Source organism: Candidatus Melainabacteria bacterium (genome assembly GCA_003963305.1).
Taxonomy (GTDB): Bacteria; Cyanobacteriota; Vampirovibrionia; order Obscuribacterales; family Obscuribacteraceae; genus PALSA-1081.
In genome coordinates this window covers 128957-146912 of record RXJR01000023.1, presented here as the reverse complement: position 1 = coordinate 146912, position 17956 = coordinate 128957, and the positions used below count along the sequence as shown (strand labels likewise).

The following is a 17956-nucleotide window of genomic DNA, read 5'->3' as shown; positions in this document are numbered from 1 at the left end:
CTTTTGGGGCAGTGCAAGTTCTCAGAGTTTCCTTTGTGCAACTTGTCTGCGCCGCTATCTCTGATTTCTCAGTGCAAGTTGTCGCCCTGTTTGGCTGTGCTCTGTACGAGCACAGGTTTGGAGTTAAACTTGTGTGCCGTTTCGAGCTTCCCATTGTCATTGATGGTGGCGAGATATTTTGCCAGATATTTCAGCTCCGGTTCTGTCACTGCTAGCGGTGGCATAATATTGGCGTAGTTGTTTTTTGTTTTGTCTGTTTCTTTCAGGATTTGCAAGAAATTGCAGATCGCTTCTTCATCACGCGAACCAAGCAGCTTACGCATGCTCCGGTAGCCTGTTTCTGTGTGGCATGCCATACACTGATAGCGGAAAATCATTTCGCCTTTTTTGACGTCATCGGCATTGCCTTCAGTCAGCGCATGCGCCCAGACACCCTGGGAGAGAAATCCGGCTTTCTGCAGATCAGCGATTTGATCTTTATGGATGCCGTTTGAGTACATGTAGCCATAAATCACATATGGCTTTCGCAACATCTCGCGCATCCACTCAGTTGTTCCGGTTGCAGCCAGTCCACAAATCATGAACAGCAGTGCGATGCGAAACGTAAATCCCTTCGGATTGAGGTACGGTCCAAAGAATGCAAAGAGAAGAATCGTTCCTGAAAGGACTAGGCTGGTATAAAGCGCCCGTGCCAGAATCGAGAAGTTGCCCACACCGGAGTTTTGAATGCCGGTGAAGATTGTGGTGAGAGTAGATTGGGGTACCTGAGTGAGGAACCAGATGGTGCAGATCGGACCGAGGAAGAACACAGGCAACAGCCATTTGGCGCAATAACGCACCATGAACACACGAAATCTTGTTTCTTCGATTCTCGAAGATGTTACCAGCGCGTACATTCCGGCGATTGCAAGCATGATCAGGAGTCTCACTGCCAGCGATGGCCAGTAAGTTGCGTTGAATACCCCGTCAAGCCAGTTGTGAGTTTCCAGCCAGCGGCTTGGCGTGAGCATGAATGTCAAAATGCCATTGATGATGACGAGCGTGAAGACTGAAAACACTGCATAAAGGTTGGCTAGAAGCAGGTGTTGTTTCTTGGTGATCTTGTCCCAGGTGTAGTAGTACGCAATTGCTGTGGCAATCTCAGCAACGAAGAACAGATACTCTTCCGCCCAAGCCAGCGTGAAACTTTGGATCAATGACGCCAGTCCGTCCGGGCTGACAAGGCTGACTGAAAACCAGATACCGACTCCAGTTACGGCCCCTGCTACGGTGGTTAAGAGAACGAAGAATCTCGAATGTCGCTTCAAGAAGTCGTACATTTTGTCATCTTGTTTTTTGTAAGCCAGGTTCTCTGCCACGGCCAGGAATATTCCACCGCCCACTGCGAAGTGCGAGATGAAGACGTGAATAATGGAGATAATTCCTATAACCCAGGTTCCACCAAGGGTTGGTACGACCCAGAGCGGATAGTTCATGATAGTGCTCCCATTAATGTTAAGACGACTGCGCCAATTAGAATTGCTGCACCAAAAGCAGTGGCAATGTTAGAACGAGTTTTGGACTCCCCTGTGTCGTAGAAGGGGACGAAGATCATCGCCAGAGCGACCAACGACATCACAGCTATTCCTGCTAGCTCTCCCTCGATTGGTCCAATCATGGCCGGTATCATCTTCAGGAATTGGAATGGCGCCAGGAAATACCATTCGGGTTTGATGCCGATTGGTGCGGCTGCGAATGGATCGGCTTCTGGACCGATTCCCCATGGGCTCAACATGGTCAGGATGAAAAGGACATTGACAGCCAGAATCCAGACCAGAATGTCTTTATAGAAGAATTGCGGGAAAAACTTCTCGTAAGTCTTTTTGGCATCTGGCAGCTTCTTGAAGAAGTCGGGTTCTGAGATGCCATGGAACTGCACCATGAGAAGATGCGCGCCCATTGCAACAAGCAAAATTGCCGGCAGCACCGCCACGTGAATCATGAAAAACCTTGAAATGGTGTTTTGCGAAACTGTGTCACCGCCGCGCAAAGCATGAGCGAGGAAATCGCCAATCAGCGGCACTTTCGATGCTACGTCCAGACCGATTTTGGTGGCAAAGAATGAAACGTCATCCCACGGCAACAGGTATCCGGTAAAACCGAATGCGAGGCAAAGTCCCAGCAGTGCCAGACCGGAAAACCAGGTGATTTCACGCGGCTTTCGATATGCCTTCATAAAGTAAGTGCTGAAGAGATGTACGATCACTACAAAGATCATGGCATTGGCGCTCCAGCTATGAAGCGAGCGAATGAACCAGCCAAAGGTGACTTGCGAGTTGATTTTAAGAATGCTCGCATGAGCGGCATTCAGCTCAGGAACGTAGTAAACCATCAAGAGGATGCCTGTGACTATCTGGATGCCGAGCAGAATGCCTGCGATACCACCCATGTAGTACCAGATAGAGTGCTTGTGAATGGGAACTTTTTTCTTTTCAGCCAGTTCAGACATCTCCGCAACAGGCAAGCGCTCTTTCAAGAACTGCTCGATGCTGTTTTTGGAACTGACGATGGGATTGTAAACCATGATTCTGACCGTCCATCCTTTACGCAAGTGAAACTATAATTTTGCCGTCTTTGACTTCGGCTTTTAGTGCCGTTAAAGGCTTGGGCGGCGGACCGGCAATATTCTTTCCGGTCGCAGCATCGTATTCTCCTCCGTGGCAGGCGCAGTAGACGTTCTGTTTATCCGCGCGGAACTGCACAGTGCAACCAAGGTGGGTGCAAATCGCTTTGAATGCGTGCAGTTGTTTGTCTTCTGTGCAAATGAGGATGGCGGGGAATGATCCGAAGCGGAAATTCTTGCCGGTTCCAGGCGGCAGATCGGCGACTTTGCAAACTTCGATGCTTGTTACCTTCGAGTGTTCTTCCTGGTCGCTGGCGGGTGGATTCAGGTACATGAAAATGGGAAAGGAGGTCAGACCGCCCCAGGTCAATGCCACCAGAGCGAAGAGTGTGCGCGTGAAGTCGCTTCTCGTCATCGGCGGCACGTCGTCATCGTCATGTCCGGCGGAAGGGCAACCCTCACACTTTTTGGTACATTCGCATTCGTCTTTGCTGCTTTCGGACAAAACTGCGGTTGCTGCAGTCTCTGCACCGCCAGTGGCTTTACTTTCTGCCGTTGCGGCAGCTTCTGAGCTGGCAGTAGCTTCTGCGCCGGCAGTAGCGGCTGTAGTTTCTGCGGATTCTGCAGTTGCTTTTTTAGTGTCTTCAGTCATTGGGCATTCCTACTAACAGTGGTGCTGCGGACTCTTTTTGAGGCATGAGAGCGCGGTAGACGAGCTTGCACAGCCAGACCAGATAAAAGATGAGCGCAACTGTCGAAACTAGAAAGATCGCCAGAAGATCCCATTGAGTTGAAACAGATATCGAATCTGGTTTGACATAATTTTGCAGATGAAAAAGTCTGAGTTGATGTCTGTTCACGATCATCGCCAGGATGAGCAGTGCGTTGGCGATCAACCCTCCCAGAAATGCCATGCGGTTGGCGCTTACAGCAGCTATGCACGAGGCCAGCAGCGCAACAATCATCAGGGCCATGGAAGCCGCGAATACCAGCGAGGCTATTTTGTCTGCGCCCATAAAGTTTGCTGCAAACTGTGCTGGAATGGATTTTAGGAACCAGAGTCCAACTGGAATCTGAATAACTGTTGCAGCAACGAAGATTTTGGACCCTGTCTTAATGAGCCATTGCGAGTACTGCTCGTCATGTTTTACGAAAAGTCCGAAACATCCCAGTGTCATTCCTGCCACGGCAAACGCGGATATGAAGAAGTGCAGGTAACGAGCATGCAATGACGGTTCGGAGTTGTTCAGGTTGAGTCCGTTCGGACTGGCTTGATACATCGTCAGCCACTTTTCCGGGCTGAGCATGAGTGTCATGTTGTTGCTGAAAACGTACCCGACGATGGCAAAACCAATTGCCATTACCAGTAGTATCATTGCCGCTCTGGTGGCAACACCGTCGTCATCTTTACGAAGCACCCTGTAAATAGTTATGTACGACAGGTAGTAAGACGTCATTACGACTAGCAATAAGCAAATCCAGGGCACAGCCATCAAAATAGATGAAGTGTAGAATGCTGGACCGTAAAGCAATTGCAGGAATAGAAGCGGTACGATTCCCTGGGTCACTGCAAACGAAATAAACACGGGCAGAGACACAGCGAGCGCTTTGGCGGCGCGGAACTGGTATGACTTCTTGTCTTTTGACATCGCAAACAGCACTGCGCAAATGAACCCGCCACCCAGGATGACGTTCATCGGCAGAGCATGCAGGAAGAACCCGAGCACCAAAAGTGTCTGCATTAGCCAAACCGGAAGCGGAAAAGGCAATGGTTGATAATTTGGGATTGGTGTAGCTGTGTCCACTTTGAACTCCGATTAGTCTGCTTTTATTGAATGCTATTTGCGTGTTAGTTCAGTCGCTTCAGTTGACAATTTTGAATCTTCAGGGATGGTTACCTCGCTGACATCATTCCTGGAGATGGCTTCAGAAACTCTTGACCGCGCGCATTCTCCGTTGCCAATAAGGAGAATGTCCTTCGCCAGTCCCACTGTATTCAGTAGCTTGATCGCCAACCAGCTGGGGTCGAATTCGGTTCGAGTCAAACCGTGACGAGCGGAAAAGGGGAACGCGTGGTGATTGTTATGCCAACCTTCGCCCATCGAAAACATTGCTACGAACCAAACGTTGCGGCTGTTGTCTTTACATGGATAGGTTTCGTAGCCGAACTGCCTGAGATGCCCTACAGAATTGACAAGCAGAGGACCGAGGAAAGCAAAGAACGATGCGATCAGATTCGCTAACAGAATTGTTGGTCCGAATACAAAGTAGATAACCGCTCGATATGCAATGCAGCAAGCCAGGCAAAGCAGCCCGTCCAGATTCGAATGTTTGCAGTGAAGGAATCTATAGAGAGGATCTTTGTATAGGTCCGGTGCCAGCTGTCGGCTTTCGGCATCTGAAATTTTTACGATCGGATTCCACATCCATTTGACAAAGGAGTGAAAGAATCCATCGAGCGGAGAGTGCGGATCGCCTTTGTGGTCAGAGTATTTGTGGTGAAGGCGATGGGTGGTCACCCAGAAAATTGGTGCGCCTTCAAGCGATAGGTATGCGCCCGAAACGATGAAGTACTCGACTAATTTAGGTACTTTGAACGAGCGGTGCGATAACAGTCTGTGATAACCAACAGTGATGCCGAGGGCGTGATAGACATAGAAGATGGCCAGGGCTGCAATAAAGGGTGCCATATAGTTTTCCTTGTACGTTTGCAAGGATTCTATGCGGGTCAAGATTTGTTGTTATCAGCCTTTAGGATGAGCCGTAATATCTATTCAAATTTGGTGCCTCATCCCCCGGAAGGATAGCTGTAAGCTACTTGCTTCTTGGCTTTGCGTCTTGCTTGGCGCCACTTTTTTCGGTGCTTTTGCTTTGTGCATTTGAACCTGACTTGTTGTCTGATTTGTTGTTTGTGCTTGAACCGGGCTTGTTGTCTGATTTGTTTCTTGCGTCTGTCGCGATTGTTTGTTGATGGGAAGGATCTTTGTAGTTGCGTACAAAAACGTTGGTGCCAATTTCTTGTAGGTGTGCTGAACCCGGACGCGGCTTCGATTGCATCAAATCCTGCAGATTTTGTCGAACTCGATCCTCCTCTGTTACGTACTTAGCAACTTTGGCCAGCCCTGAGTCTTTTGAATCTTTTCCATCTTTGGAATCTTTTGGATCCTTTGAATCTTTTGAATCTCGCTTTGCTAATGTTTCGACTTCCTTTCCTTTCTCAAGTTTTGGCGGTGCTTCAGGCATGGGCAAAAAGCCAGCCGCATCGATACCAAAGAGATACAGGCATTGTTTGCTGTAGCTGCCGATTTTGCCATGGGGATCGAGTGCATATGCAATGCGATATTCTCGGATCGCAGACTCTTTTTGTCTCATATGCACCATGCAGTTTGCCATGTGGTAGTGCAAGTTGGCATTATTGAATTCATCGGGTAGCGCCGCGCCCAGATGACTTAGTGCTTCTTCCCAATCATGTTTTCTATAGTTGTCCATGCCCAGTTGAAATTCGTTCGCTTCGGCATTTGATGCTGGACTTGTCACAGTCATGATTGTGAAAGCGATTAACAGTTTCTTGGAAAGCTTTGATATTTGGTGCATGATGTCTGTTTTGTTCTGCCTGGTTTTACTTGTTCGGATTCAGCCCCGTAAAGGTGAGATTCGTAGTGCGGTTAATGGTTACAACGCCCAAATTGCTGTTAAAGCCTGTTCCGGGCTGCCAGGATACAACTCCCCACTCGCCGGCGCCGTGTATATCTGTCGGGTACGGTCCGAGAATGGTACTGAATGCGGTGTTATGTCCATTTGGTTCGTCTTGCTCCGTGCCGACTTCCTTGCTTGAACCGTCCGCCATCGATTCGGCGCCAGTCATAGGAATGAACGAAGGCATATTTAAAGAGTGCATGTCTCCCGAATCGTCTTCCCAGGTCATTCCGTATTGTAGATCGGGGAGATTGCCAGCCGCATTGCAGCCATCGTTGCACCAAATAAATGCGTAGAGCTTTGCGGCATCAGATGGCATCGGAATCTTTTGCAGAAGTTTTCTGAACTGACTGTCTGTGAACCCCGGTCGCATCTCTCGCACTCGCTGCAATAGCTTGCTTAGCACCGTGGTCTTGTCTCCTTTGATCGCATGGATTGCTCCCCACAGTGTCAAATCCGTATACTCCTCTCCGAGGATACCGTATGCGGTCAGCTTCCCTTGAGCGGGCGGCTTTAATTGTATGCTCTTCGGAATCATCAACTTCTTTCCAGTTGAGGGGGAGTACCAGACTGGTTGAAGTGGAACTCCCTGTACTTTGCCTGTCGCCTGGTTTGTAATTACAACTTCTACATAGGCACGAGGTAGTTGCAGTTGATAGGTGAGCATTGGGTTGGCAACTGCTGCAGCGGCTGCATTTAGAGCCAGTTTTCCGTTTATCTGCCCTGCTGTTTTGAATGCGTTCGGTATCGGATTTGTGGCACTGCCTATGGTACTATTTTTGGCTCGCTCGAATGTTCCGACCGTGATCAGGTGAGGTGCCTCGTTGCTGTGAAACGTTGTGAAAACGAATTTGTTGCCGTTTGCATCCATCGCGTTGTAGCCTTGCAGATAGGTCTTATTGTTCATATTGATCTGATTCGGATGTGCACCAGGTGGAAGACTGGCTGGATCGAAGCTGATGTTTGACTCTTCACCTGGGTACATGCAGGCGGTGGACCAGTCGATGTCGTGATTGGACGAGACATCACCTCCGCTCTTTAGCAATTTTGCCGGTTTATTTGCCGCTAGCTGATTGAAGTGAACATCAGCCGAAGCCCCGCTGGTCAAAGCATTGTAAAGCTGATCGTTTAGCTTGGTGGCAAGGGTGTATGCAGATTTCGCCGAGTCTGCCGATGCGGATGTAGAATATCCGGAGTTGTTCATTTCCTCAGCGTTTGCATTGATTAAGTAAGCTTTGCCCCAGACTCGGTTGATGTTTGATATGCCGATGCGTCCGTTGCAGTCGGCGACATCGTCATAGCCGGTAACCGGTGGTGCCGGGATTCGAATTTCTGTGGCGCGCATGGCAACGTTTAGAGAGCCTGCATCAACAGAGTTTTTCAGCTCCTGGGAGCTACCAAAATAGATCATCAGTTGAAAGCCAGCTACGAGCGCGAGTATAACTAACAACGCACACATAGCTACAAGTCCGAGCGTAGATCCGCGATTGGTTCGAGTGTCTCTTCGATTCATGCGAGTTGATCCTCGTTAATTCGAGTCATTTCTCGATCCGTCCGAATGGTTGACAGCGTTCTGGACACTTTGATTTCCTCACTGCTCTGCTGGAAATGAAACAATCGGTTGTGTCACGCTAGCTGTCACAACTTGAGTGCTGTGTCCCGGTATTGGTACCGGCAATGCCACTACCATTGATGTCGTCAAGCTGACTCGTTTTGAGCCGACGTCGAATACTAGTTGATCCAAATTGACTGACTTTACGTTCGACGCGGGCTGGTATTGTCTGATTACGTCGCGACAGGCGGCTTTGGCGTTATCTTGCGTCTGTACGGTGGCGCAAAGCCGAGCCAGCTGCTCTGCGAATTCTTCATTGGCTTGGGCTGCGTTTGTGACGACTACGATATCGGCGATTGTAAATGCCAACGGGATGAATATGAAAAATCCGCACAGCGCTTCGACGAGGACGCTACCCTTCGAAGTCTTTCGGCTTGTATTTAGCGTTTTATTTTTTTCTCTATTCATTCAAGAAGCGATTGTTCTCGACAGGTCGTCTACCAGTTACCGTAAAAGTCATCGGCGCTCCTAATCCGGGAATGCCATTTAAAAACGGGATAGTAAGAAGAGGTCTGAATGAAGCGGTAGTGGTAACGGTAACGAACCAGAAATTGAGAGTCTGGCTTTCGCCGACCGGCTGCCAGGGAACGGGCTTATAGTCGACTATTGTAGTGATTTGAGTGTCAGCAGGTGTCATTCCGCCGATCAGACCGGCTCGCCAGAGGCGCGGAACGGTCTCAATCACGGGTCCCTTTGGGCTAGTGGCAAGAGACTTGGGCAGCTTCTGAGCTTCCCGCAATTGCATTTCGTTGAGATAGAAGGCTGATGCATAGTCGATTCCAATCATCACAACGTCGATAAGGGGCAGCAAGCCGAAGGTCAACAGCAGGAAAAATGCCGGACCAAATTCGCTTAATGCGGACCCCTTTCTTGACCTGGGACGGGTCGCTTGCTTCACTACCTCGAATCCTCTCCTCTGATAGATTCAAATAGTCACACTATAAAGAATGCCCAAATTCGGTCTCTCGCTATCACTTATCTCACCTTACTCCGAACTCTCGGATCCGGCTAGTCCCTGGAGATGAAAGCGGAAGATATTTGATTTGTCGAAAAAGTTTTGAGTTCACTGTAATTGAGATTTGATGCGGCGTTGAGTGTGGTAGTGCCACCATATATGCTACTGATCGCTTGCTAATTAAATCTGCGAGTTCGGATCGTTTTACATTGTTTATAATTCAAAACGTATGCTTAACATTACCGTGGTTAGATCGCATTGTTCAACCCAAGCGATGACATCGAAACCAGCCTGAAGCCATGCGCACGATTGTTAGAGTTATAGTTTTCCCGTTTGCCGCTATAGTCGGGGCCGTTGTGATTTTGACTTATACCGCGGCGCTTTTAGCAGCAGTTCTCTCTACAGAGCCATGGAAATCTAATGGACGGACTTGAGTCTGATCTGAACATTGAGCCCGCCTGCAGGTAGGTTCGACAATGTGACGGAGCCATTGCAAGCTTCGATGCAGCTTTTGACAATTGCCAGACCTAAGCCGAAGCCTCCGAGATTACGATTGCGCGAGAACTCAGGGCGGAAGAATGGCTGTCCCAGATATTTCAAAGTTTCCTCTGGAACACCGGGTCCGCAGTCTGAAAATGAAACAAATAAATCGGGTCCATCGTGTTTTGACTGAATCGTTAAAGGTCCAGCTTCGCCTGCGTATCGAATGCTGTTTCTGATGATGTTTGAAAACGAGCGCGAAAGCAAGGTTTCGTCGCCTTCGACTGTCGATGTTTGATCAAGTTCTACTTTGATTTCCATCTGGTCGTTGAATTTTGCAACTAGGTCATCGAAAATCGGTTTTAAATCAATCGCGACGAGCTGACGCTCTGACTGAATCAGACCTGCTTTCGAGTAGGCAAGTAACTCAGTGATGAGACTTTTCATTTCATCGATTTCTTCATTGATTTCTTTGAAGTGACGAGATGAGTCTTCCGGTTTGCAATCTTCGAGAAGCTCTATTGCCATGTGTAATCGAGCGAGTGGCGAGAACAGTTCGTGCGAAACATCGGCAAGAAAGCGTTTTTGAGTGAGCACATATTCGTTGAGCTTTTCGGCCATAGTGTTGACTGCGTCGCCGAGCCTCCCTATCTCGTCTTGACGTGCTCGAATAATACGTGCATCAAATTTTCCGTCTGCAATTTTCTCTGTGACGGCTGTTAGTTCGCCTATTGAACGAGCGATTTGATGGACAAACGGCCACCAGAATAGTAGTGACAAAAGCAGGATCAATCCGCCGACCAGGAGCAGAAATTTGAAATCGAAGAGTAGTGTGCTTTGCCAGATATTACTGGTCGAGGCGAGAACGTAAGATGGTTCGGGATGCATGCGTTCGGTATCGAACAGCATGATTTTAGTCCCAATGAAAAAGGTATCCGGATTCTCTGTGTGAACGATAAAACGACCTTGCGCATGCATGAACGGGGGCGGACGAAATTCATGCACGAACCGAGGCAAATCGCCATTGCCGAGAGAGCCGTTATGGAAGTTTCCGTCCATGCCAGCCTGCTGGAAATCGTTTGGAGGTTCGCCGGGTCCACCGTGGAAGCCAGGTTCAGGTCCGGGTCCGCCGGGTCCATCGTGGAAGCCGGATCCAGGTCCGGGTCCGCCGGGTCCATCGTGGAAGCCAGGTTCAGGTCCGGGCCCGCCGGGTCCACCGTGGAAGCCAGGTTCAGGTCCGGGTCCGCCCGGTCCACCGTGGAAGCCAGGCTCAGGTCCGGGTCCGCTGGGTCCACCGTGGAAGCCAGGTTCAGGTCCGGGTCCGCCGGGTCCACCGTGGAAGCCAGGTCCAGGTCCGCTTGGTCCGCCTGGTCCGCCACTCTCCGGCGGGGGCATGTTCTGTCCACCCTGCGGCATGGGCCCGAAGCCCTGTTCAGGATGCCATCCGTGTTCATCATGGACCACTGGAGTCCTGAATCCGAACATATGATTGCCGTGCGGTCCTGCCATATTGGGCGGCAGACCCAGAGGAAACTCGTTTACTTTGTCCTTTAACGCTTTAGGCAGTGTTAAAGGCTTACCGGCTAGCTGTTCGCCATGAACGTTGAACACATAGAATTGTGCGTTGTATAACTTGTCGAAATTCTGTAAAACTGCTGTCCAGTGTTTCTTGTCTGATGATTGAAGCTGGCTGCTTATCGCATCGGCAATTGTGTCAATTCGATCGCCAGCCGGGCTCTTCAGCATTGCTTCCCAGCCGATTCCAAATTGCGCATTGAAGCAGATGAAAACTATTGCGTTTAGCGCAATTAAATACAAAAGCACCATGCTGAGAGTTTGCATGTAGAGTGAGTGAGCAACTTTCAAGCTCAACCCCTGGATGAATCAACAAGCATGTATCCCGCAGAACGAATCGTTCTGATGAAACGAGGGTTTTTTGCGTCGTCCCCCATTTTTTTTCTCAGCGATGAAATGTGTACGTCGATCGAACGGTCGGTGATGTCGTACGTGCGATCGCGAATATCATTCAGAATTTGCTCCCGAGATCTGATGCGATGTGGAGTTTGAGCGAGTGCCAATAACAGATCGTATTCGACCGCTGTAAGAGTTACCGGAGTATTCTCCACTGTCACGCGTCGGGTTAGCAAATCGATCTGAATGCAACCAACGACGATCTCATTTGTTGATGAACTTTGCGTTCTCGCAGTGCGACGCAGAACCGCTCTCAGTCGCGCCAGAAGCTCTCGCGGCGAAAAACTCTTTGGGAGATAATCATCTGCGCCAATTTCCAAACCGACAATGCGATCAGTTTCGTCACTCAGCGCCGTCAGCATCAAAACCGGAACATTGGAAAATTCACGTAGCTTGCGAAGAATGTCGTAACCGCTCATTCCGGGCAGCATTACGTCGAGGATAACGGCATCCCATGGTTTGGCTGCTGCGGTTTGTAGCGCATTAGCGCCGTCATGCACAAATGAAACTACAAAGTCATGCTTCGATAGATACTCAGAAATTAAACGACAGAATTTTATATCGTCATCGACGATAAGCAATTGCATCGGCTCGCTTCTTTGACCAGACGGGAAGTCAACCATTACGTTTCTCTTTTCTGTCTGTATTGAACTACGGAACTGTAAAGGAAAGATTTCCTTTGCAAAGGAATGTTTGCATTTTAGTCCCGAGCATGTAGGGCGTCGTACACGGCGTTGTAATCAATTGGTGCCGGCAGCGACGATCTGGTGAACCAATAGAAGTTTATCGAGAAAGCGACTACCAGTATTAGTGCTGCGAGTAGGATTTTAAGTTTTTCGGGACGTTCTTTAAGCTTTGATAGCCCGATTTTTCGTGCGGTTCTTGCTTTCTGAACTCGTGCTTGCTCTCGTTCTCGCTCTTGCTGGCGCTCTCGCTCGCACTGACCCATATGATTTCACCTGAATGAATGAATGTTCGGAGGACAGATGTTCTCTCTTGTATGAAACCGCTTCATGGTTAAGCTCCGATGAGCAACTGTTTGTATTTCCTAACTTTCCGCTATCAGGGAGTTCGAGCTGAAAAAGAAGAATGCCATCAATCGCTTGATGGCACCCGCCCCTTTCTTCAAAATTGAAAATCTTGTGCGCTTGGCTTATCTGGTTTGTGCGCTGCGCCTCACACAAAAACAATACGAAATTACTTGTGTCGCAGGCATGACAACTCGAAAGTGTCTGACGCCGAGATTTTGAGGTTCCTTTTTGTGTATCTCTTCTATATCTCGGTCTGCTTTTATTTATGCCTGCAAATGATCGAGCGCTTGGTAATAAAATCGATCCGTGGATCGACTGTTCATCAGCCATTTTGCGTGATCCGAAAATTCGATCCTTAAAAACAAAATGGGGTAGTGGAATATTCTTTGCAGTGGGATAAACTAAATACATCAACGGTGAGTGCTCACTTAAATGATGCGCACTTTGAGCCGAGGGGCTTTGTGGAAACGACAGGTCGGCGCTGACCAGAAACGTTAGCAAGTAGCCCGATGCATGTGAAGGACTGACTGAAGCGTGCATAGATATTGAGCCCACATCGCAAGGGGCAGTCAGGCAATAGCTAAAAGACCACCGCAGATTTATCTGGGTGGTCTTTTAGTGTCTCGTGGGTGTTAGCGGGGCGGAATGCCGAACTGAGCGGGGGCGCGCCCGGACCACAGTTTGAGCGGAACACAAAAAACTGAGCGGATTACAGCTTTACTTAGCCCGCAGCAAGCATAAGTTCATCTAGTCCGCGGTTGAATTGCCCAACCAGTCCTTCGACGTCGTAGAGCATATTCAGCCGGTTTTTAATCAACTTGATTGATTCGGAGTGCTGAGAGTGCGCTGGTCCGAAAGCCGCGACCTTTTCACGATTTGATTGTTTGTCCATGTTGATATTGATTGTCTTGGCTTGCTTCCAGGCTAGTTTCATTCGCTCGACGCGCGTTTGTCCGTCGCTTGAGCCTGGCGGCACGTTGTTAATGTATTGCCAGATAACCGGAGAGAAGCGGTAATCTTCGGGCGGCGAGACCCCGATAGTTTGTCCCAGCATGTTTGGATTGGCTGGCAGAGGTCGGCTACCGCCGTGTTGTTCGATTAGCGTCAGCCCCGCTAAAGTTCCAACTGAAAGCCCTGAAACGATGTTCAGGATGTTTGAGGCGCGGACGTTATTTGGCTTGTGGCTTTGACCGAGCAAACCGTCGATTATCAATGCCAGAATATTGAGCTGGTAGAAGTTTGCGTTGTTAGTCATGGCGACCACCTTGTCGCGTGCTCTAACCATGCGGTTCAGCACATCATACTCGTAAGAAATTTCGCCATCGAGAGTATCTTCGGTAGCGCGAACATCGAGCGCCGTTGCGAACACCGTGCGCACTAGTGCCAATGTGTAGGTCGGGTTGTTCGGATTGGCTCTTACTTTGCTGACCAGTGATTGTGCTCCGATCAGGTTTGCCGTTTCATTGGCTTCAGGAGTGAGCGTTACGGTTGCCACTGACTGATCCGCAGACAGGGGTGCGGAAGGCTGTGTTGCGTTTAGAAGTTCCAGCAGGATGCCGTCGAAAGCCTCCAGTTTTGATTCCACTGCATGCAGCATGGCAATACGATTGGTGACGATCTTGATTGTGTCCGGTTTCGCGCCGGGCATGGCAGCAAGATTGTTCAAGGTCTTTTCCTTGCCAAGATCGACAGAAGTAATTTTGTGCTCTTTCCAATATTGAAATAGTTCTTCTCGTCGAGATTTTCCGTTTTTTGATGTCGGGTCAGGTGAGTTTAGATAAGCGGTGATCAAGGGCGAGAAAGTATATTCGCCCCGTTGGCGGAAATCAAAAATATTTGCCAGCATGTTTGGTTCGGTATCAATTTTTCTCGAACCGCCACGCATCAGGCGCAAGGCCATCGTTGAAAGACAGGTACCGATGCCGCCGCTAATGACGAACATGTCGTTTCCGGCTTTGGTGTACCCGTTCAGATAGAGAAGACCGGCCGTTGAACCAAATGTGCCGGCTTGGATAAAGTTGATCTCGTAATTCAATTGAAGTGCTTTTCCACGTTTTGCCAGCAGTTCAGCAAGCACTACGTCAGAAGCATAATTCAACTCTGCGTCGATTTCGTCAGTTGCTGCGCGCACTTCAAGCGAGCCTGCAATCAGTCTTTCCAATACGGTAGATTCCAGTCGAAGTCTCTCTGGATTGTCGAGCCCGGCACCACCCTTGTTTATCGTGCAGAGTCGAGCAACAGGTGACTGGATGTCGAGCAGTTTGGCTGCTTCGATGGCTCGGGCATTGAATCCAAGTGCCGTTAATTGGGAACTGTCGTTGGCGCCGCCTGGAGTGTAAACTCCAGCTGGCTCAATCTGTTTCAGCAATGCCAGTAGTGCCGAGTCCATTTGCAAGACGTAAGTTTGCAATGAGAATAGTAGTAAGATTCGGGTTCGCAGCATTCCCATCTTTTGAGGTTTTCCCTCGTTATGCAGGCTGCACAAGGTTGCCTTGTTGGATGGGTCGACTCCGTAGCGCTTCTTCCAGAGAGCAAACATCTCGGAACGTCGTGACTGAGCGCTTCCTGGAACCGGTGTGTCAAGGAATCTATCGACATATAGCGGTAAACCGCTTGCATCTACAGGACCCCCTTCGATTACATTGCGCATCGCGGGTGGTGGCTCGATGTGTTTAATATGCGCCGTTTTCTGCTGCAGTATGTTGAGAGTGGGAAGCGTGAGTCCGAGTCCCCCTCCGGTTGTGGTGCAGATTGCTGAGGTTTTGAAGTGAGTATGAAGACGGAAAAATGGTTCCATCGTGTACAGAGTTCCAAGCTGCGCAAAGTTTGCGAACGTGAACATCTGGTTGATCAAGTCTTGCTTTCGTTGTTCACGACGCATTATGTTGAATGTGTATGACAGCTCTCGAAAATTTCTGTCGCTGGCACGTCGAACTTCTAAAAATCCAGTCAGCACCTTTTGCAGGATCTGTCCTCTGAGTGCCAGAGCTTCTTGCCCGTCTGAATCGGCCGTTGCCGACAGAGCGTGCAGCCGATCGAATTGAGATCTGATTCCCAGAATTTCCGCCATTTGCACTGCTTCTTCAGGCGGCGCCGCTCCGCGCAGTTGAGGCGATATAGCCGCGTAACTCTGTTGCATCAGAATTGACGCGCAAGACAAAAGGCAAAACAACGCTCTAAACGTTTTTCTCGAGAAATTTATTCGCACGTCAGGATCTCAGTAGTGGCAATAAAGGAAAGGCAACCCGCAACCCGTAGCGCACAACCGCGCTTGAAACGCAGCGTTAGCGCTCAGAATCAATGTTTCCATATTGACATTTGTTCTGAGCGCCAATTGACCTTAGAATTCCAGCTTTTTAGGACTTTTTGATTCCGCCAAGGAACCCAAAGAATACGCCTTGAGGATCGTATTTAGCTCGTATGTCGCTGAGTTTCTTCCATTTTTCCGGCGAGTATGAGCCTTTTGCTCGGCTGTTATCTTCGACTATGTCAGTCTCACCAATGTAGTGTTCGGCTGTGAATGGTCGGAGAATGGCGGTCATTTCGTTGTGCCATTTCTTGTTCTTCGCATCGTCTGCTGCGTTTTCCCAGATCGTCCAGATGCCACCATACGAACGTGCATTCATAGAGAGTGCCATGTCTGGTCTGGTCTGCACGAGGTTGTGACCACCAGTGCTCTGGCAGAAAACAACGACAGATTTATGCGATGGCGCCTCAACGAATTTGTCGCGCAGAGCCATCAAGATGTCGACGGGGTTTTTGTTCGAGCCCTGGTTTTCACAGAAGTTGCGATGTCGTTCCGGCCAAGTTGCACCAGAAACTTCGGCTAATTTTGCGAAATTGCTTCTTTCGTTGAGCGTCTTGGAGAGGGCCTTGGCTGCCACTTTTCCATTTTCAAGATGTGCCAGTGCGGCCTTGCCTTCTTCTTCCGTGTCGGCGAATGCCACAGCTGAGATCATGCAGCACATGCCGTTGTATTTTTTGCACTTCTCCGCAAGTTCCGCTGGAGCTTTGATCATAAATATGGAAAGTTCTACTTTGTCCGGCATTTTGTTCCAGCCGATGTCGGTCACTTCCTGCGCGACTTCTTTCAAGTCGTCAAGCGAATATACGTATGTGCTTGTCATGATAGCTTTTGGCAACGGGAAGCACTTGAGGTGGAATCGAGTTGCCACTGCGAACATGCCTGGTCCGCAGCCGCGCGCAGCCCAGAATAAATCGGGATGTTCTGTCGCACTTGCCTTCACCTTTTTTCCATCAGCGGTTACGAACTCGACCGCTTCTACACTGAATACTGCTGGACCCCAGTGACCCATGTTCCATGACATGCCGCCATTGAGAAGATATCCGCTCGCTTTGACCGTTGGGCAGTGACCAATTGGAAACGCTAAGCCTTGCTCGCCAAGCATTTTCGCAACGTCTCTATTGCTGATTACTGGTTGGATGACTGCTTTACTATTCTCTTTATCGATCTTCGCTTCGGTTAGTTCTGTTAGATCTATTGTCATACCACCGTTGCGAACTGCCAGACCACACCAGGTATGTCCACCACCATGCACTACGACTTTGAGACCATGCTCTCTGGCGAAGTTCACGGCTTCAACAACATCGTCGTCGTTCTTTACTGAAACGATTACATCAGGCGAACGATCGGGCTTGACCTCATTCCAAACCATAGCCGCTGTTTTTGCCGCGAAATCTGGTGAGCCTGCTGCAACTAGCGTTCCTTTTATCTTGCTTTGTAGTACCGAGTAATCAATTGTTTTTGCCACCGCAATTTTTGTTCCGGCCAGTGCGTTTAATCCTTTGGCAACAACATCTATCTTGGCTAGAAAAAAAGTTCCGGTGACTGCTGCAGTTGATGAAAGGAATCGACGTCTGCTCAGACCGCCGCGCCATTGGCTGTAACGCCCTGCTGCTTTCTCAGAGTCAATATTTTTTTCGTTGGTAGTCATCGGAGCTGAATCCTCTTTTTTAGGAAGGGGTCTTTGGCGTTGGGGCGGTGGGGGCTATCGGGCGTCGAGTCCTCGCTCGGGCGGACGTAGGCTCTGGGCAACGGGTCCTTCGCTCGGGTCGCGAAATCCCTTGCGCGCCAAGGCGTCGAAGGGATGGCAGCGATAGTAGCATGCAAAGGCTATCTGGTCGCTATGCGTATGGATCGACTTGTCGCTTATCCAACATTCTGAGTTCTGGCGTCCGTATATCGATGCTATATGCGATGCCGCTTTCCATGCGCCTTTCAGTTGATCAAGCGCTTGTTAATCGAATTCGATATTTGATGCGGTCATTGAAAGCGGTTCTTGGTGATGCCAAGGATGCAAACGTTAAATACTCAATGGGGTACTGGAATATATTTTGCGATCGGATACACTAATGGCATCAACGGTGAGCGGCTTACTTAAATGATAAGCGCTTTGAGCCGAGGGGCTTTACGGAAACGACAGGTCGGCGCTGACCAGAAACGTTAGTAAGTAGCCCGATGTATGTGAAGGACTGACTGAAGCATACATAGATACTGAGCCCATATCGCAAGGGGCAGTCAGGCAGTAGCGAAAACACCGTCCGAGAGCAATCTGGACGGTGTTTTTGTTTTGTTTTTTTTGAGTTTG

The 17956-nt window shown here is 49.3% G+C and carries 14 protein-coding genes; all 14 read right to left on the bottom strand.

Going from position 1 to position 17956, the window contains the following annotated elements:
* Positions 1–68: 68 nt before the first annotated feature.
* On the bottom strand, positions 69–1475 hold the full coding sequence (locus tag EKK48_22485; GenBank protein ID RTL38068.1) for a hypothetical protein: 1407 nt from the start codon (positions 1473–1475) through the stop codon (positions 69–71).
* On the bottom strand, positions 1472–2563 hold the full coding sequence (locus EKK48_22480) for a cytochrome bc complex cytochrome b subunit (GenBank protein ID RTL38067.1): 1092 nt from the start codon (positions 2561–2563) through the stop codon (positions 1472–1474). The genes EKK48_22485 and EKK48_22480 overlap by 4 nt, the downstream gene beginning before the upstream one ends.
* Before the next feature lie 19 nt (positions 2564–2582).
* The gene (locus tag EKK48_22475) at positions 2583–3254 is read right to left on the bottom strand and encodes a Rieske (2Fe-2S) protein (GenBank protein ID RTL38066.1); all 672 of its coding nucleotides are present in this window, start codon (positions 3252–3254) and stop codon (positions 2583–2585) included.
* A complete protein-coding gene (locus EKK48_22470; protein ID RTL38065.1) occupies positions 3247–4344 on the bottom strand; it encodes a hypothetical protein in 1098 nt (365 codons plus the stop codon). The genes EKK48_22475 and EKK48_22470 overlap by 8 nt, the downstream gene beginning before the upstream one ends.
* Positions 4345–4440: 96 nt before the next feature.
* Positions 4441–5292, bottom strand: coding sequence for an acyl-CoA desaturase (locus EKK48_22465; protein ID RTL38064.1), 852 nt, complete (start codon positions 5290–5292; stop codon positions 4441–4443).
* 124 nt (positions 5293–5416) lie between these two features.
* Complete coding sequence (locus EKK48_22460) at positions 5417–6196, bottom strand: hypothetical protein (GenBank protein RTL38063.1); 780 nt, start codon at positions 6194–6196, stop codon at positions 5417–5419.
* Between the two features lie 25 nt (positions 6197–6221).
* Positions 6222–7811 (bottom strand): hypothetical protein, encoded by a 1590-nt coding sequence (locus tag EKK48_22455; GenBank protein RTL38062.1) that lies wholly within the window; start codon positions 7809–7811, stop codon positions 6222–6224.
* Positions 7812–7889: 78 nt separating this feature from the next.
* Positions 7890–8318: a hypothetical protein gene (locus EKK48_22450; protein ID RTL38061.1), complete on the bottom strand. Its 429-nt coding sequence runs from the start codon at positions 8316–8318 to the stop codon at positions 7890–7892.
* Complete coding sequence (locus EKK48_22445; GenBank protein RTL38060.1) at positions 8311–8808, bottom strand: hypothetical protein; 498 nt, start codon at positions 8806–8808, stop codon at positions 8311–8313. Before EKK48_22445 ends, EKK48_22450 begins: the two co-directional genes overlap by 8 nt.
* Before the next feature lie 474 nt (positions 8809–9282).
* Positions 9283–11211: a HAMP domain-containing histidine kinase gene (locus EKK48_22440; protein ID RTL38059.1), complete on the bottom strand. Its 1929-nt coding sequence runs from the start codon at positions 11209–11211 to the stop codon at positions 9283–9285.
* 2 nt (positions 11212–11213) lie between these two features.
* Positions 11214–11939, bottom strand: coding sequence for a response regulator transcription factor (locus EKK48_22435; GenBank protein RTL38058.1), 726 nt, complete (start codon positions 11937–11939; stop codon positions 11214–11216).
* A gap of 77 nt (positions 11940–12016) precedes the next feature.
* Positions 12017–12265, bottom strand: a complete 249-nt coding sequence (locus tag EKK48_22430) for a hypothetical protein (GenBank protein RTL38057.1) — start codon at positions 12263–12265, stop codon at positions 12017–12019.
* 803 nt (positions 12266–13068) lie between these two features.
* A complete protein-coding gene (locus tag EKK48_22425) occupies positions 13069–15486 on the bottom strand; it encodes a hypothetical protein (GenBank protein RTL38056.1) in 2418 nt (805 codons plus the stop codon).
* A 217-nt stretch (positions 15487–15703) separates the two neighbouring features.
* Positions 15704–17302 (bottom strand): FAD-binding oxidoreductase, encoded by a 1599-nt coding sequence (locus EKK48_22420; protein ID RTL38055.1) that lies wholly within the window; start codon positions 17300–17302, stop codon positions 15704–15706.
* Between the last annotated feature and the right edge of the window lie 654 nt (positions 17303–17956).

Excerpts from the sequence above, each read along its gene's own strand:
- EKK48_22485 (RTL38068.1), bottom strand. The coding sequence starts at position 1,475 with ATGAACTATCCGCTCTGGGTCGTACCAACCCTTGGTGGAACCTGGGTT.
- EKK48_22420 (RTL38055.1), bottom strand. The coding sequence starts at position 17,302 with ATGACTACCAACGAAAAAAATATTGACTCTGAGAAAGCAGCAGGGCGT.
- EKK48_22470 (RTL38065.1), bottom strand. The coding sequence starts at position 4,344 with ATGCAGACACTTTTGGTGCTCGGGTTCTTCCTGCATGCTCTGCCGATG.
- EKK48_22480 (RTL38067.1), bottom strand. The coding sequence starts at position 2,563 with ATGGTTTACAATCCCATCGTCAGTTCCAAAAACAGCATCGAGCAGTTC.
- EKK48_22460 (RTL38063.1), bottom strand. The coding sequence starts at position 6,196 with ATGCACCAAATATCAAAGCTTTCCAAGAAACTGTTAATCGCTTTCACA.
- EKK48_22435 (RTL38058.1), bottom strand. The coding sequence starts at position 11,939 with ATGGTTGACTTCCCGTCTGGTCAAAGAAGCGAGCCGATGCAATTGCTT.
- EKK48_22475 (RTL38066.1), bottom strand. The coding sequence starts at position 3,254 with ATGACTGAAGACACTAAAAAAGCAACTGCAGAATCCGCAGAAACTACA.
- EKK48_22465 (RTL38064.1), bottom strand. The coding sequence starts at position 5,292 with ATGGCACCCTTTATTGCAGCCCTGGCCATCTTCTATGTCTATCACGCC.
- EKK48_22450 (RTL38061.1), bottom strand. The coding sequence starts at position 8,318 with ATGAATAGAGAAAAAAATAAAACGCTAAATACAAGCCGAAAGACTTCG.
- EKK48_22455 (RTL38062.1), bottom strand. The coding sequence starts at position 7,811 with ATGAATCGAAGAGACACTCGAACCAATCGCGGATCTACGCTCGGACTT.
- EKK48_22425 (RTL38056.1), bottom strand. The coding sequence starts at position 15,486 with ATGCAACAGAGTTACGCGGCTATATCGCCTCAACTGCGCGGAGCGGCG.
- EKK48_22430 (RTL38057.1), bottom strand. The coding sequence starts at position 12,265 with ATGGGTCAGTGCGAGCGAGAGCGCCAGCAAGAGCGAGAACGAGAGCAA.